The sequence below is a fragment of the Streptococcus sp. 2579 genome (genome assembly GCF_013277195.1).
Lineage (GTDB): Bacteria > Bacillota > Bacilli > Lactobacillales > Streptococcaceae > Streptococcus.
In genome coordinates, this window is the sequence record NZ_VMMM01000004.1 from 38,306 (window position 1) to 51,541 (window position 13,236).

At 43.4% G+C, this 13,236-nt stretch carries 15 protein-coding genes; 1 reads left to right on the forward strand and 14 read right to left on the reverse strand.

The window, feature by feature from the left end; genetic code table 11:
* Window positions 1–32 precede the first annotated feature (32 nt).
* The gene (locus HT725_RS02330; protein ID WP_173218265.1) at window positions 33–602 is read right to left on the reverse strand and encodes a GNAT family N-acetyltransferase; all 570 of its coding nucleotides are present in this window, start codon (window positions 600–602) and stop codon (window positions 33–35) included.
* A gap of 171 nt (window positions 603–773) precedes the next feature.
* Between HT725_RS02330 and ald the strand changes: the two genes are divergently transcribed.
* Complete coding sequence (gene ald / locus HT725_RS02335) at window positions 774–1,886, forward strand: alanine dehydrogenase (RefSeq protein WP_173218263.1); 1,113 nt, start codon at window positions 774–776, stop codon at window positions 1,884–1,886.
* A 56-nt stretch (window positions 1,887–1,942) separates the two neighbouring features.
* Here ald and HT725_RS02340 read toward each other — a convergent pair whose 3' ends face one another.
* From HT725_RS02340 to proB, 13 genes are all read right to left on the reverse strand, one after another.
* Window positions 1,943–2,938: a PhoH family protein gene (locus HT725_RS02340; protein ID WP_173218261.1), complete on the reverse strand. Its 996-nt coding sequence runs from the start codon at window positions 2,936–2,938 to the stop codon at window positions 1,943–1,945.
* Window positions 2,939–3,022: 84 nt separating this feature from the next.
* Window positions 3,023–3,238, reverse strand: coding sequence for a YozE family protein (locus tag HT725_RS02345; RefSeq protein WP_001232084.1), 216 nt, complete (start codon window positions 3,236–3,238; stop codon window positions 3,023–3,025).
* 8 nt (window positions 3,239–3,246) lie between these two features.
* Window positions 3,247–4,101, reverse strand: coding sequence for an RNA-binding virulence regulatory protein CvfB (gene cvfB, locus HT725_RS02350; RefSeq protein WP_173252992.1), 855 nt, complete (start codon window positions 4,099–4,101; stop codon window positions 3,247–3,249).
* 60 nt (window positions 4,102–4,161) lie between these two features.
* Entirely contained in the window at window positions 4,162–4,719 is a 558-nt protein-coding gene (gene frr / locus HT725_RS02355; RefSeq protein ID WP_173212318.1) for a ribosome recycling factor, read from the reverse strand.
* 8 nt (window positions 4,720–4,727) lie between these two features.
* Window positions 4,728–5,465 carry a UMP kinase gene (gene pyrH / locus HT725_RS02360; protein ID WP_039704027.1) on the reverse strand — a complete coding sequence of 246 codons (738 nt, stop codon included), beginning with the start codon at window positions 5,463–5,465 and terminating at the stop codon, window positions 4,728–4,730.
* Window positions 5,466–5,548: 83 nt separating this feature from the next.
* A complete protein-coding gene (trmFO, locus tag HT725_RS02365; protein WP_000083709.1) occupies window positions 5,549–6,883 on the reverse strand; it encodes a methylenetetrahydrofolate--tRNA-(uracil(54)-C(5))-methyltransferase (FADH(2)-oxidizing) TrmFO in 1,335 nt (444 codons plus the stop codon).
* Between the two features lie 134 nt (window positions 6,884–7,017).
* Entirely contained in the window at window positions 7,018–7,887 is an 870-nt protein-coding gene (gene rsmI, locus HT725_RS02370; RefSeq protein ID WP_173218257.1) for a 16S rRNA (cytidine(1402)-2'-O)-methyltransferase, read from the reverse strand.
* Between the two features lie 2 nt (window positions 7,888–7,889).
* A complete protein-coding gene (yabA, locus tag HT725_RS02375) occupies window positions 7,890–8,207 on the reverse strand; it encodes a DNA replication initiation control protein YabA (RefSeq protein ID WP_000358227.1) in 318 nt (105 codons plus the stop codon).
* A 39-nt stretch (window positions 8,208–8,246) separates the two neighbouring features.
* Complete coding sequence (locus HT725_RS02380) at window positions 8,247–9,137, reverse strand: DNA polymerase III subunit delta' (RefSeq protein WP_173218255.1); 891 nt, start codon at window positions 9,135–9,137, stop codon at window positions 8,247–8,249.
* Window positions 9,134–9,772: a dTMP kinase gene (gene tmk / locus HT725_RS02385; protein ID WP_164226002.1), complete on the reverse strand. Its 639-nt coding sequence runs from the start codon at window positions 9,770–9,772 to the stop codon at window positions 9,134–9,136. Before tmk ends, HT725_RS02380 begins: the two co-directional genes overlap by 4 nt.
* A gap of 194 nt (window positions 9,773–9,966) precedes the next feature.
* A complete protein-coding gene (gene proC, locus HT725_RS02390) occupies window positions 9,967–10,764 on the reverse strand; it encodes a pyrroline-5-carboxylate reductase (RefSeq protein ID WP_173249608.1) in 798 nt (265 codons plus the stop codon).
* Window positions 10,765–10,767: 3 nt separating this feature from the next.
* Window positions 10,768–12,030: a glutamate-5-semialdehyde dehydrogenase gene (locus HT725_RS02395; RefSeq protein WP_173218251.1), complete on the reverse strand. Its 1,263-nt coding sequence runs from the start codon at window positions 12,028–12,030 to the stop codon at window positions 10,768–10,770.
* A 9-nt stretch (window positions 12,031–12,039) separates the two neighbouring features.
* Window positions 12,040–13,149, reverse strand: coding sequence for a glutamate 5-kinase (proB, locus tag HT725_RS02400; RefSeq protein WP_240147146.1), 1,110 nt, complete (start codon window positions 13,147–13,149; stop codon window positions 12,040–12,042).
* Between the last annotated feature and the right edge of the window lie 87 nt (window positions 13,150–13,236).

Here is a 13,236-nt window from a genome sequence, read left to right on the forward strand (position 1 = left end):
GAAAAAACAGTTGAAAATTTCTTCTCAACTGCTTATTTATTTGCAAAATAGTCTTCCTTGGTCAAGACATAATGAACTCTTGTCACGATTCGGCCTTCTTCATGCTGGTCCATACAAGCATATGGTTCTTCATGTGAAAAACGCATGCCTGATTTCTCCATGACCTTTCCAGATGCAGGATTGTCCTTATCGTAAAGGGCACTCAACTTATTCATCCCTATCTTCTCAAAAGCCAGCTCAATCACGGCACGATTGGCTTCTGTCGTCAATCCTTGATTCCAATACTTTTTATTGATAATGTAGCCAATAGCTGCCTTCTTAAGAACAGGATCAATCTTGTGCAAGTCAATGGTTCCAATAAATTTGCCATTGCTTTTTAATTCTATTCCCCAGCGTCCCAAGGGATTGGTCAAGTAGAACTGAGCAATGTTATTCTTGGTTTCTTCCAAGCTTTCATTGGTTAGAAAAGTGTAACGTGTATTATCCTTATCCGAGGCATACTCAAACATTGCTTCCGCATCATCCAAAGTTACAGGTCTAAGCAATAAACGCTCAGTCTCCACTATTGGATACTGAGCTAGTTTTAAAAAGATTGATTCCATACGTTTCTACCATTCAAAAGTATTTTCTATCAGTCTAGCATAAAAAATAAGTTACAACAAATTTTTCTTGCTTTTTAAAGCGGTTTCATATAGAATAAAATCATCACCTTATTTTATAGATAATTGTGATAAATCATTTACAACCCGTCAATAGAAAGTGAGTTTTTCTCTATGTTAATCGGAATTCCAAAAGAAATTAAGAATAATGAAAACCGTGTTGCCCTCACACCTGCTGGTGTCCACAGTTTAGTCGGTCGTGGTCATCGCGTCCTTATCGAAACAAATGCTGGTCTCGGTTCTGGCTTTACTGATGCTGACTATCAAAAGCAAGGAGCTGAAATTGTCGCTACTGCTGGTGAAGCCTGGGCAGCTGAGTTGGTCGTGAAAGTAAAAGAACCACTAGCTTCTGAATATGGTTACTTACGTGACGACCTGCTTCTCTTTACCTACTTGCACATGGCCGCTGCTCCAGAATTAGCAGATGCTATGTTGGAATCAAAAACAACTGGGATTGCCTATGAAACTGTCCGTGATTCCCAAGGTCAATTACCACTCCTCGTACCTATGAGTGAGGTTGCAGGCCGTATGGCAGTCCAAATCGGTGCTCATTTCCTAACTAAGCAAGCAGGAGGTTCTGGCGTCCTACTAGGTGGTGTACCGGGTGTACCTAAAGGGAAAGTAACCATCATCGGTGGCGGTGTCGTAGGAACCCATGCTGCTCGAATTGCGCTTGGTCTTGGTGCTCAAGTAACAATCCTTGATATCAGTGCTAAACGTCTCTCCGTTTTAGAGGAGGTCTTTGGCCATCAAATCCAAACACTTATGTCCAATTCATTTAACATTGAAGCCAGTGTGAGAGATGCAGATGTGGTGATCGGAGCGGTTCTCATCCCAGGTGCCAAAGCACCAAAATTGGTGACAGATGAGATGGTCAAGCAAATGCGCCCAGGTTCAGTCATCGTTGACGTTGCCGTTGACCAAGGTGGTGTTATCGAGACAGCTGACCGTGTGACAACTCACGATGAACCTGTCTATGAAAAACACGGTGTACTCCACTATGCAGTTGCCAACATCCCAGGTGCTGTAGCCCGTACTTCTACCATTGCCCTAACCAATGTCACACTTCCATATATAGAATCCTTGGCAGGAAAAGGATTTGTGCAAGCAATTGCTGAAGATGAGGGCTTGCGCCAAGGTGTTACCACTTATCAAGGTTACTTAGCCAGTCTTCCAGTAGCCCAAGGCCTCGATAAAAAACATACTCCAATTGATGAACTAATCTAAAAAATCTAATTATTAGATAAAAGAAAGAGCAATTCCAACCGAACTGCTCTTTTTTGCTATTCTGTTTCTTCTTGGACTTCTTCATTCTCTTCATTTTTAATTGGAGCTGGTTCATAAGCTCGGATAATCTGAGCGACAACAGGATGGCGAACCACATCCTTAGCTGAAAAATGAACAAAGTCAATCTGGTGAATGTTCTTGAGCTTTTCTTGGGCGTCAATCAAACCTGACTTGACATTACGTGGCAGGTCAATCTGACTGATATCTCCATTGACAATCATCTTAGAATTAAAGCCTAAACGCGTCAAAAACATCTTCATCTGCATGATGGTCGTATTTTGAGCCTCATCGAGAATGACAAAGGCATCATCCAAGGTTCGTCCACGCATATAGGCAAGGGGCGCAATCTCGATAATTTCACGCTCCATGAGACGAGTTGTTTGGTCTTTTCCCAGAATCTGATACAAGGCATCATAAACGGGGCGAAGGTAAGGATCTACCTTCTCCTTAAGATCACCCGGAAGAAAACCTAGACTCTCTCCTGCTTCCACCGCTGGTCTAGTTAGAATAATCCTCTTGACTTGCCCACGTTTAAGGGCAGTCACTGCCAAGGTCACTGCAAGGAAGGTCTTCCCTGTCCCTGCAGGTCCGATTCCAAAGGTCACATCATGCTGTTTGACACTGTCCACATAAAGTTTTTGACCCAGTGTTTTGACACGGATAGGCTTCCCTGTATTGTCCTTGATGATTTCTTCTTCGTAAAGGGCAACAAACTTGTCGATTTCATCATTTTTGACCATGCTAATAGCCGTCACCACATCTGGTGTACCGACAGTCATCCCACGATTTACCAAGACCATGAGAGCTTGAATAACCTGACGAGCTTCCTCACAAGCAGTCTCCTCTCCCAAAATCTGGACAATCTCCGTACGAGCATGAATCACCACATCAAGCTCTTCTTCCATCAAACGAAGATGGCGTTCATTGGAACCAAAAAGATGAAACAGGTCATCTGGATGACTCAGTTGAATGTCAATTGAATGTTCCTTCAAATAAAGAACCTCTCTAATCCGTTTATTTCTTTTTATTATAGCAAAGGGATGGAGAAATTACTAGCCCAAACCCAATGAATCATGCTAGTGTTCTAAGTATTCTTGCCAGATAGCGTCAAAGTCACCTAGGTTAAAAGAGAAACTGGCATGCTCCTCCAAAAAGCGACTGACCTCATCAAAATCGTCTGTGTGTTTTGGAAAAGCTGACTCTTCAAAAGCGAGGTCTGCCAATATAGCCTTGGGACTGTTACTTTTAGGATTGCGCTCAGTCATGAGCCATGTGTAAAATGATTTTCTCATATGTCACCCTAAATCAACTCTGTCCCAAACTGGTCTTGCTTGATTTTACCAGCCTTCATCAAGCCACCGAGTGCTTTCTTGAACTGACCTTTAGAGATACCAAAGGTTGCTTTGATGTCATCTGGAGATGACTTATCATTTAAAGTCATGAAACCGCCATTGCTTTCCAAATAAGTCAAAATCATCTGAGCATCATTTTCCAACATTTCAAAAGAACGTGGTTTGAGGGAGAGGTTCAGAGTGCGGTCCACTTCGCGGAAACCAATGACACGCGCATCTAATACTTGCCCCAAACGTGGCTCTGCGTAACGCTCGCTAGGATGGATAAAGCCAAGCATGTTATTTTCTGGCAGATAGACAAAGGTTCCTGACAGCTTGAGACGGTAAACAATGGCTGGCCAGTTTTGGTTCTGCATGTTGTTGTAGGCAGGACGAGCCAGACGTTGGAAGTCTTCTTGATAAGCCAAGAGGCCCCAAATTCGGTCTTTCTTGTCCACCTCAAGACGGATGTAGAGTTGGTCGTCCTTCTTAGGCCAGAGTTCCTTGAGTTCAGGGAGAATATCGAGTGACACAACGATTTCCTTGTCAGGAAGGCCTGTATCCACAAAGACACCCAAGTCTTTACGAACTTCCGTTACAGTTCCCCAACCAAATTGGTCCTGAGTGGCAGTCACTTCTAAGGTTGTCAGGCGGAGTTTTTGCTTCATATCCGTGTAGGCAAAACCTTTGACCGTATCCCCTACTGTATGTTGACCTTCTTCCTTAGCAAGAGCATAGGTTTGACCATCCTTTTGCACAAAGTAAAAACGATCGTTTTCATCGATGATCAGTCCAACGATAAAACTTGCAAGATTTGTATTCATATTTCCTTCTTTCGAATAAAACTCAGCCAGCAATGCCAACTGAGTTTTTCTGTTTATTTCTTAGACTTCCAAAAGTTCTTTCTCTTTGTTGGCAGTCATGTCGTCGATGTGTTTAACAGCATCGTCTGTTACTTTTTGAATGTCTTTTTCAAGAGTCTTCAATTCGTCTTCAGTGATTTCTTTTGCTTTCTCTTGTTTCTTAGCTTCATCCATAGCATCGCGACGGATATTGCGGACAGCCACTTTAGCACTCTCACCGACCTTCTTCACTTCTTTAGCAAGATCACGACGAGTTTCTTCTGTTAGAGCTGGGATAACCAAGCGAATCACAGAACCATCGTTAGCTGGTGTGATACCAAGATCAGAAGCGTTCAAAGCACGTTCGATGTCTTTCAATGAAGACTTATCAAATGGTGTCACCAACAAAACACGCGCTTCTGGAATCGTAATTGAAGCGATTTGGTTAAGAGGAGTCTCTACTCCATAGTATTCTACATGTACACGGTCGAGCAAACTTGCATTAGCACGACCGGCACGGATAGCACCAAATTCACGAGCAAGTGAGTGGTGAGATTGGGTCATTCTCTCTTTAGCTTTTTCAATAATTGCGTTAGCCATAATCTTTCTTATTCCTTTTCTTCAATATTATTTGAAACTGTTGTTCCGATATTTTCGCCAAATACGACACGTTTGATGTTACCTGGTTGGTTCATGTTAAAGACAACCAAGTCAATGTCGTTGTCCATTGAGAGGGTTGAAGCTGTTGAGTCCATGATACGAAGACCTTTATTGATAACGTCACGGTGAGTCAATTCTTCAAATTTAACAGCTGTCTTGTCCTTCTTAGGATCGGCATTGTAAACACCATCTACGCCATTTTTAGCCATAAGGATAGCATCCGCTTCGATTTCAGCTGCACGAAGGGCCGCTGTTGTATCTGTTGAGAAGTAAGGTGAACCAATTCCAGCACCAAAGATAACGATACGGCCTTTTTCAAGATGACGAAGGGCACGTCCACGGACATAAGGCTCTGCCACTTGTTGCATGGCAATAGCTGTTTGCACACGTGTATCAACCCCAACTTGTTGCAATGAATCTGCCATCACAAGAGCATTCATAACAGTCCCAAGCATTCCTGTGTAATCTGCCTGAACGCGGTCCATTCCTGCCTCTGCAGCAGGTTCTCCACGCCAGAGATTTCCTCCACCAATAACAAGGGCAATTTCGATACCTAAGCTATGAACTTCTTGAATCTCTCTTGCGATTGTTTGAACTGTTTGGATATCAATCCCTACGCCACGTTCACCGGCAAGGGCTTCACCTGATAACTTGATTAAAATACGTTTATACTTGGGATTCGCCATTTTCACTCTCCTTCTTTTATCCTACCTATTTTATCACAATTTCTAAGATTTTTATAGTATCATGAGCAATTCTTTCAAAAAAATTAGACCGTTAAAAATTCCTCTAAGTCACTAAGGGCACGCTCTGCAATTTTTTCATAACGAGCCTTCTTATCACGAATACGTTCGCCTTCCAACTCCTTGATAATCCCAAAATTGACATTCATTGGTTGGAAATGTTTGCTGTCAGCATGGGTGATGTAATGAGCCAGACTTCCAATCGCTGTTGTCTCTGGGAAAATAGCCTCGCTTTCTCCCTTGAAGAGACGAGCAGCGTTAATACCCGCAACTAATCCTGACGCTGCGGACTCAACATAGCCTTCCACACCCGTCATCTGACCAGCAAAGAAGAGATTTGGTTGTTTCTTAGAACGGTAAGTCTGCTCAAGAAGATTTGGTGAATCCATGTAAGAATTGCGATGCATAACACCATAACGGACAAACTCGGCATTTTCAAGACCTGGAATCATTTGGAAGACACGCTTTTGTTCTCCCCATTTGAGGTGGGTCTGAAAACCAACAATATTGTATAGGCTACCAGCTGCATTATCCTGACGAAGTTGCACAACCGCATAAGGTGTTTTAAATTCTCCATCACGAGGTCCTGTGTAGTCGTCTGGATACTCCAAACCGACTGGTTTCATAGGACCATAAAGCATAGTTTTAATGCCACGTTTGGCCATAACTTCGATAGGCATACAGCCTTCAAAGTACTTTTCTTTTTCAAAGGAATTGAGCGGTGCTTCTTCTGCATTGACCAAGGCTTCATGGAAATCCATAAACTCCTGCTTGGTCATGGGAGCGTTGAGATAAGCGGCTTCTCCCTTATCATAACGAGACTTGAGATAAACCTTGCTCATATCGATAGTGTTGACATCGATAATAGGCGCTGCCGCATCGTAGAAATAGAAACCATCGCCATCATTAAGGGCATGAATCTTTTCAGCCAAGGCATCGCTAGTCAAAGGACCAGTAGCGACAACCGTAATAACATCTGTCGGCAATTCTGTAATTTCATCACGCACCACTTCAATCAAGGGGTGGTTGGCCACTTTTTCGGTCACCATTTGGGAGAAACCATCACGGTCCACCGCAAGCGCTCCTCCTGCAGGAACACGAGTTGCTTCAGCAGATTCCAAGATAACAGAACCCAAGCGACGCATTTCTTCCTTGAGGAGACCAACAGCATTAGTCAAGGCATCCCCACGCAAGGAATTAGAACAAACTAACTCTGCAAAATTATCTGTTTTGTGTTGAGGTGTTGACTTGACACCACGCATTTCATAAAGTTTAACTGGAATACCACGTTCTGCAATTTGGTAGGCTGCTTCAGAACCTGCCAAACCAGCACCGATAACATTGATATAAGATTGAGACACGACACTAATACCTCTTTGGGTGGGACGTAAGTCCATATCAAAACACCCCACTGGACTGTTTGACACCCACAAATCTTTCTATTTTTTTCTTCTACTAGTATAACAAAAACAGGGAAGAAGGCAAACTTCCCTGTTTAGTCATTTTCTTCCCATTCGTGGTAGGCAGCATAAAGCTGGCTTTTATTCCACTGGTAAATCTTAGCGACTTCCTTGATAGCTTGATTTTTCTTCATGCCTTGCTGAATACGGGCTTGGATTTCTAAGAACAAATCTTCCTCGTCTTTTTCTTCCACATCCTGACTGGCACCTTCAACGATGAGAAGGCATTCACCCTTGAGTGGCGTTTCAGAAATGCTTTCCAGCAATTCAGAAATGGTACCTCTTTGGTATTCTTCATAGATTTTGGTCAATTCCCTGACCAAGACGACCGAGCGATCATCGTAGACTTCTAGCATATTTTCCAACGTATCCGCCACACGATGGGGGGATTCATAGAAAATCTGTGTTTCAGAATAGTCTTTTTTCAAATCGAAAAATTGCTTTTGCTGGCCTGATTTTCTTGGTAAAAAGCCGTAAAAGATATGTGGCTGTGGCGCTAAACCACTGGCAATCAAGGCAGAAATCCCTGCAGAAGCACCTGGGACTGTGACAACCGCAATTTCTTCCTCAATAGCTGCCTTAACCAAATCATGACCAGGGTCTGAGATACTAGGCAGACCCGCATCGGATACTTGAGCAATACTTTTCCCTGCTTTCAGGAAACCAATCAAATCAGGAATCTTTTCCTTGGCATTGTGCTCATGAAAACTAATCTGCTTGGTAGAAATGTCAAAATGCTTGAGCAATAGACCTGTATTGCGCGTGTCCTCAGCCGCAATCCAGTCCACTTCTTTCAGGGTTTGGATGGCGCGAAAGGTCATATCATCTAGATTGCCAATCGGTGTTGCCACTAGATACAGCTTGCCATAGGGAGACTGCCTCTTAAAACTTTTTTGAATCTGCATGTTTACTCCCTGTATAACAACTCGTCACAGAACATACATTCTTCGTCCTGTTCTCGACGTTGTCCATAAAAATCATTACATACGTGAAATCCGTCTTTGTAAATGCGACGAACACTTTCACGAACATGCTTGGCCTTGACGGGAGCATCTGCTTCCACCTCACCTAAGCGTTCGCGCAACTTAGAATTTTCCAAGCGAAGAGCTGTATTTTCTTCTACCAAGCTCTTGAGATTTTTCTTGATGGCTTCCACATCAGCTAAGGTTACCAATAACTGTTGGGAAAAATCATCCAGCGCGTCAAATAATTCTTTTTTGTCCATAAACCAGCCCTTTCCTTTCTTTATCATTCATTTTTTAGTTTATATTTCTTTCAAGACCAGATATTCCATGGCATTTTGAAAGCTGACATTAGTTTCCCACATTTTTCTAGCTTCTAGCAAATCTTGTAGAATCACCCTTACTCTTGCTTGCAAGAGGTCCTGCCCACAGAGCACTTCAAGAATCCGTAAAACCTGATCCTGCTTTTCCTTGTCATCTGCCAAGCTAGCTAGTTTGGCAACTTGCAAATAACTTTCTTTTTTCTTAGCTACTAACCAAGTCAGCAGGCGTTCACTTTCATCGACCAAGGTCCAAAAACTTGCCTGATTGGCTAACTTTTCTGCTTCAGCTCGCGATTGACTAAACTGGGCTAATAGAGTTGCTTTTTTCTTAACCAGCCCCATTTGTTCTAAGAGCAAGATGAGCTTCTCTTCTTGCTTTTTAAAGTGAAAAATCTGGGTCCGACTTCGGATTGTCGGCAACATCTTTTCCTCATCGCTAGTCAAGAAGAAAATATAAACCTCACTCTGGGGTTCTTCGATGACCTTGAGCAAAGAATTGGCTGCGTTAGGATGCATTTTCTCAGCTTGCTCGATAATAAAGACCTGTTGCTGACTTTCAATCCCTGCTTGGGAAAACTGACCCACCAATTCCCGAATGCGTTCTGTCTTAATGACCTGATTAACTGGCTTAATCAAGGTGACATCTGGAAACTCTTCCTGTTCAATCAGCTTGCAATTTCGGCATTTCTCACATGGTAAGACGCCAACTTTATCCGTACAAAAGAGGCTCTTAGCTAAAAATTGCGCCATTTCCAAACTTCCAAAGAAACCTGAAAAGAGGTAGGCATGATTGAGCTGGTCTTGCTCCAAGATACGGACAAAGCGGTCAAACTGATCTGGCTGCCAAGCCTTTAGTTGATCTTGTTTCATTTGGCCAAGCCCATTCTGTCAAACAAGACAGCCTTGGTAGTTTCCACAACTTGCTCAAAAGGAAGACTAGCATCAATCTTGACAATGCGATTTCCCTCTTTATCCAGAAGAGAAAGGTAACCGTGACGGACTTTTTTATGCAAGTCCAACCCTTCCAAGTCCAAACGATTGACCTCACGATTGCTATTAGCAGCAATGCGAGCCAGTCCGTCTTCCACCTCAATATCAAAATAGAGTGTCAAATCGGGTTTGAGGCCATCTGTCGCAAACTGGTTAAGCCAGTCAATGGCTTCAATGTCCAAGCCACGACCAAATCCCTGATAGGCAACCGAACTATCGATGAAGCGGTCCATAATGACCAACTTGCCAGCTTCAAGTGCTGGAAGAACTTTTTCCACCAAGTGCTGTCTGCGACTGGCAATATAAAGAAGCAACTCTGTCTTCGCATCCATCTGAGTATGACTTGGATCCAAAATTACTTCCCGAATCTTCTCCCCAATCAAGACTCCGCCAGGTTCACGGGTCGTCAGCACCTCTACCCCTTTTTCCTCTAAAATTGGGAGCAGAGCCTCTAAAACACTGGTCTTTCCTGCTCCCTCTGGTCCCTCAAGAGAGACTAAAAATCCTTTTGACATGTCTAACTCATTTCTTTTTTACTACTTCTATTCTATCAAAAAAATAGAGGTTTGTGACAATCTTTTTTGTCTTCTCATTTCATACTCAATGAAAATCAAAACACTGTTTTGAGGTTGCAAATGGAAGCTGACGCAGTTTGAAGAGATTTTCGAAGAGTATCAACCACCATAAAAGAGGCAGACAAATCCACCTCTTATTTACCTAATTCTTGTGTTCGTTTATAGGCTTGATGAACTGCATCCATGACTGTTCCTCGAAAAGCATGCGCTTCTAAGCTTGCTACACCAGCGATAGTCGAACCTCCTGGGCTGCAGACTTGGTCTTTCAATACTCCAGGATGCTCTTGGCTTTCTAGGACCAATTGACCAGCTCCTACCACAGTTTGAGCCGCCATTTTCAATGCTGTCTCTCGTGGCAATCCAGTCTGAACACCTGCATCTGCCAAGGCCTCAATAAAGAGATAGACAAAGGCCGGCCCACAGCCTGCAAGACCTGTCGCTGCATCGATTAAGCCTTCACTGATTTCAAACAATAAACCGGCATGTTGTAAAAGTTGACAAAAGACTTCCTTATCATCTGCTTGGCAGTTGGCTGACAAGGTATAACTAATGACTCCTTGACCAATAGAAGCAGGGGTATTTGGCATCATACGAATAATTCTGTGTTGATTTGGGATAAGACTTGCTAGTTTTTCTAAAGTCAATCCAGCTGCCATGGAGATTAAAAGAAGACATGCTCGCTTTTCAAGGATAGTATGGTATTGAGAAAGCAGTTCAGAAAACTGAGCAGGCTTAACTCCTAGAAAAATCACATCTGCTTCTGCAAAAATTTCTTCATTGCTGGAAGCCTGACCACCAAAGTTGGCGATGAAAGCATCCACCTTGTCTTGGCTACGATTGGCAAGGAGAATCTGAGCACCCGTCTTGGCCTGCAAAACAGCCTTGGCCAAACTAGCACCCATATTCCCCAATCCGATAAATCCAATCTTCATCTCTTACTCCCTTATCTGTCCGTCACCAGTAACCACATACTTGTAGCTAGTCAATTCTTTTAAGCCCATTGGACCACGCGCGTGCAGTTTCTGAGTAGAAATTCCCATTTCACAACCCAGACCAAATTGGCCTCCATCTGTGAAACGAGTTGAGGCATTGACATAAACCGCTGCAGAGTCCACTTGATCTGTAAAGTAAGCTGCAGCTGCAGCGTTTTCCGTCACAATGGCATCCGAATGATGAGTACTGTGTGCTTCAATATGCTCGACGGCTTCCTCAAGACTTGAAACTACTTTAACAGCTAGGACATAGTCCAAAAACTCGGTGTCAAAGTCTTGATCCTCAGCTGCTTGGCCTGAAACAAACTGACTTGCTTTGCTATCCAAGCGGAATTGAATTGGTTCCAGTCCAGCTTCCTTACGCTCTGTAACTAGAACTTGCTCCAAGCGAGGAAGGAAGCTTGCTGCCTTGTCTTCATGAACCAGCAGAACCTCCATGGCATTGCAGACAGAAGGACGACTTGTTTTAGCATTGTTGATGATAGACAGTGCCTTGTCGTCATCTGCGTCCTTATCGACATAAACATGGACAATCCCAGTTCCTGTCTCGATAACGGGTACGATAGCATTCTCAACTACGGCATTGATCAAACCAGCTCCTCCACGAGGAATGAGAAGGTCTAGATAGCCCTTTGCCTTCATCATGGCATAGCTGCTTTCTCGGCTGGTATCTTCCACCAGTTGAATCACATCTGGGTGAATAGTAGTCGTCTCCAAGCCCTTCTTCAAGGCTGTGACAATAGCATGTGCTGTTTGATAGGCATCCTTACCACTACGAAGAACAACTGCATTTCCACTCTTAAGAGCCAAAGCAACCGCATCAGACGTCACATTTGGACGGCTTTCATAGATTATACCGATAACACCCATGGCCACACGTTTCTTGGTGATAACCAAACCATTTTCAAGCTGACTTGTTTCTAAAACTTCACCGATTGGATCTGGTAAAGCAACCACTTCACGAATACCAGTTGCCATCGCTTCTATACGACCTGCATCCAAATAAAGACGATCCAGCATCACATCTGAGATTTTACCTTTGGCCGCTTCCATATCAAGGGCATTGGCTGCTAAAATTTCCTCTGTAGCAGCTACTAAGTGATCAGCCATGGCTAGCAAGGTTTGGTTTTTCACGTCTTCACTAGCTGTATTGATTGATTTTTTAACAGCCTGTACCTGTTCAAATTGTTCTTGTGTACTTACCATAGTTTACCTCTAAAATTCTGTAAAGAGTAGTTGGATTTCAGGAGTAATGGAAATCCAGTCATCACGGTGAATCAAGACCCCCTTGGCTTTTTGAAAACGCAACATATCCTCCAAAGCAGATGCACCAAATTGCACACGCCCTTTTCCAAGTGATTTTCCACTTTCCTTGTCAAATACTGTCACGATATCACCGTAAGAAAAGGCTCCTTCTGCTTCAACAACACCAGATAAGAGAAGACTCTTTCCATGTTGGGAGAGAGCTTCTGCAGCCCCTTTATCAACCCAAATAGAACCTTGACTCTGAGCATAAAAGGCCAGCCATTGTTTCTGGGTACGAAGTCCTTTCTCTTGAGCAACAAAGTAGGAACCATCCTTGGTCTCCTCAGCTGCCTCAATCATGGCATCTGACTTCAAGGATGAGCAGATATAAACAGGAACTCCTGATTCCGTCGCGATAGTTGCAGCTTTGATTTTGGTTAACATGCCCCCTGTACCATTAGACGAACCTGCTCCACCGGCCATATCAATAATCTCACGATTGATAGTCTCGATTTTCTCCAAGCGTTTTGCTCTTGGATCTGAATTAGGATTTCCTGTATATAGACCGTCTACGTCTGTCAAGAGGACCAAAAGATCTGCTTGGACCATAGCTGCTACCTGGGCACTTAGAGTGTCATTGTCCCCGACCTTGAGCTCATCAATGACGACACTGTCATTCTCGTTAATAATAGGAATCGCCCCACGGCTAAGTAGAACTGACAAGGCTTGATGGGCATTTTTATAACGACGCTTATCCACAAAGTCGTCCTGGGTCAGCAAGATTTGTGCAGAAACGATTTGGCGCAAGAGAAGATTGGTCGTGTATTCTTCCAACAAAAGCCCTTGCCCTACCGCTGCTGAAGCCTGCTTATCAGCAATCTTAGTCGGACGCTTTTTAAATCCTAAGGCCCCAAAACCAGCCGCAATGGCACCTGACGACACCAAAATCAATTCATGACCAGCCTCGTGCAACATAGCCAACTGCTGGGTAATAGCCTTTACCTTACTACGTGATAAACTTCCATCCTCATTTGTCAGAGAAGAAGTCCCCACCTTAAAGACAATCCGTTTGTATTTCATAGTCTCACTCCGATTCTTCATATTCATCCATTATAACATGAATGACAGGAAATAGAAAAGAGTTGATAGAAAAAGAAGGCCCTAAAA

What these genes read in the sequence shown, in the direction of transcription:
- tmk (WP_164226002.1), bottom strand. Translation starts at nt 9,772, where the DNA reads ATGTCAAAAGGATTTTTAGTCTCTCTTGAGGGACCAGAGGGAGCAGGA.
- cvfB (WP_173252992.1), bottom strand. Translation starts at nt 4,101, where the DNA reads ATGAATACAAATCTTGCAAGTTTTATCGTTGGACTGATCATCGATGAA.
- rsmI (WP_173218257.1), bottom strand. Translation starts at nt 7,887, where the DNA reads ATGCAGATTCAAAAAAGTTTTAAGAGGCAGTCTCCCTATGGCAAGCTG.
- pyrH (WP_039704027.1), bottom strand. Translation starts at nt 5,465, where the DNA reads ATGGCGAATCCCAAGTATAAACGTATTTTAATCAAGTTATCAGGTGAA.
- HT725_RS02395 (WP_173218251.1), bottom strand. Translation starts at nt 12,030, where the DNA reads ATGGTAAGTACACAAGAACAATTTGAACAGGTACAGGCTGTTAAAAAA.
- HT725_RS02345 (WP_001232084.1), bottom strand. Translation starts at nt 3,238, where the DNA reads ATGAGAAAATCATTTTACACATGGCTCATGACTGAGCGCAATCCTAAA.
- proB (WP_240147146.1), bottom strand. Translation starts at nt 13,149, where the DNA reads ATGAAATACAAACGGATTGTCTTTAAGGTGGGGACTTCTTCTCTGACA.
- HT725_RS02380 (WP_173218255.1), bottom strand. Translation starts at nt 9,137, where the DNA reads ATGAAACAAGATCAACTAAAGGCTTGGCAGCCAGATCAGTTTGACCGC.
- frr (WP_173212318.1), bottom strand. Translation starts at nt 4,719, where the DNA reads ATGGCTAACGCAATTATTGAAAAAGCTAAAGAGAGAATGACCCAATCT.
- yabA (WP_000358227.1), bottom strand. Translation starts at nt 8,207, where the DNA reads ATGGACAAAAAAGAATTATTTGACGCGCTGGATGATTTTTCCCAACAG.
- HT725_RS02330 (WP_173218265.1), bottom strand. Translation starts at nt 602, where the DNA reads ATGGAATCAATCTTTTTAAAACTAGCTCAGTATCCAATAGTGGAGACT.
- proC (WP_173249608.1), bottom strand. Translation starts at nt 10,764, where the DNA reads ATGAAGATTGGATTTATCGGATTGGGGAATATGGGTGCTAGTTTGGCC.
- ald (WP_173218263.1), top strand. Translation starts at nt 774, where the DNA reads ATGTTAATCGGAATTCCAAAAGAAATTAAGAATAATGAAAACCGTGTT.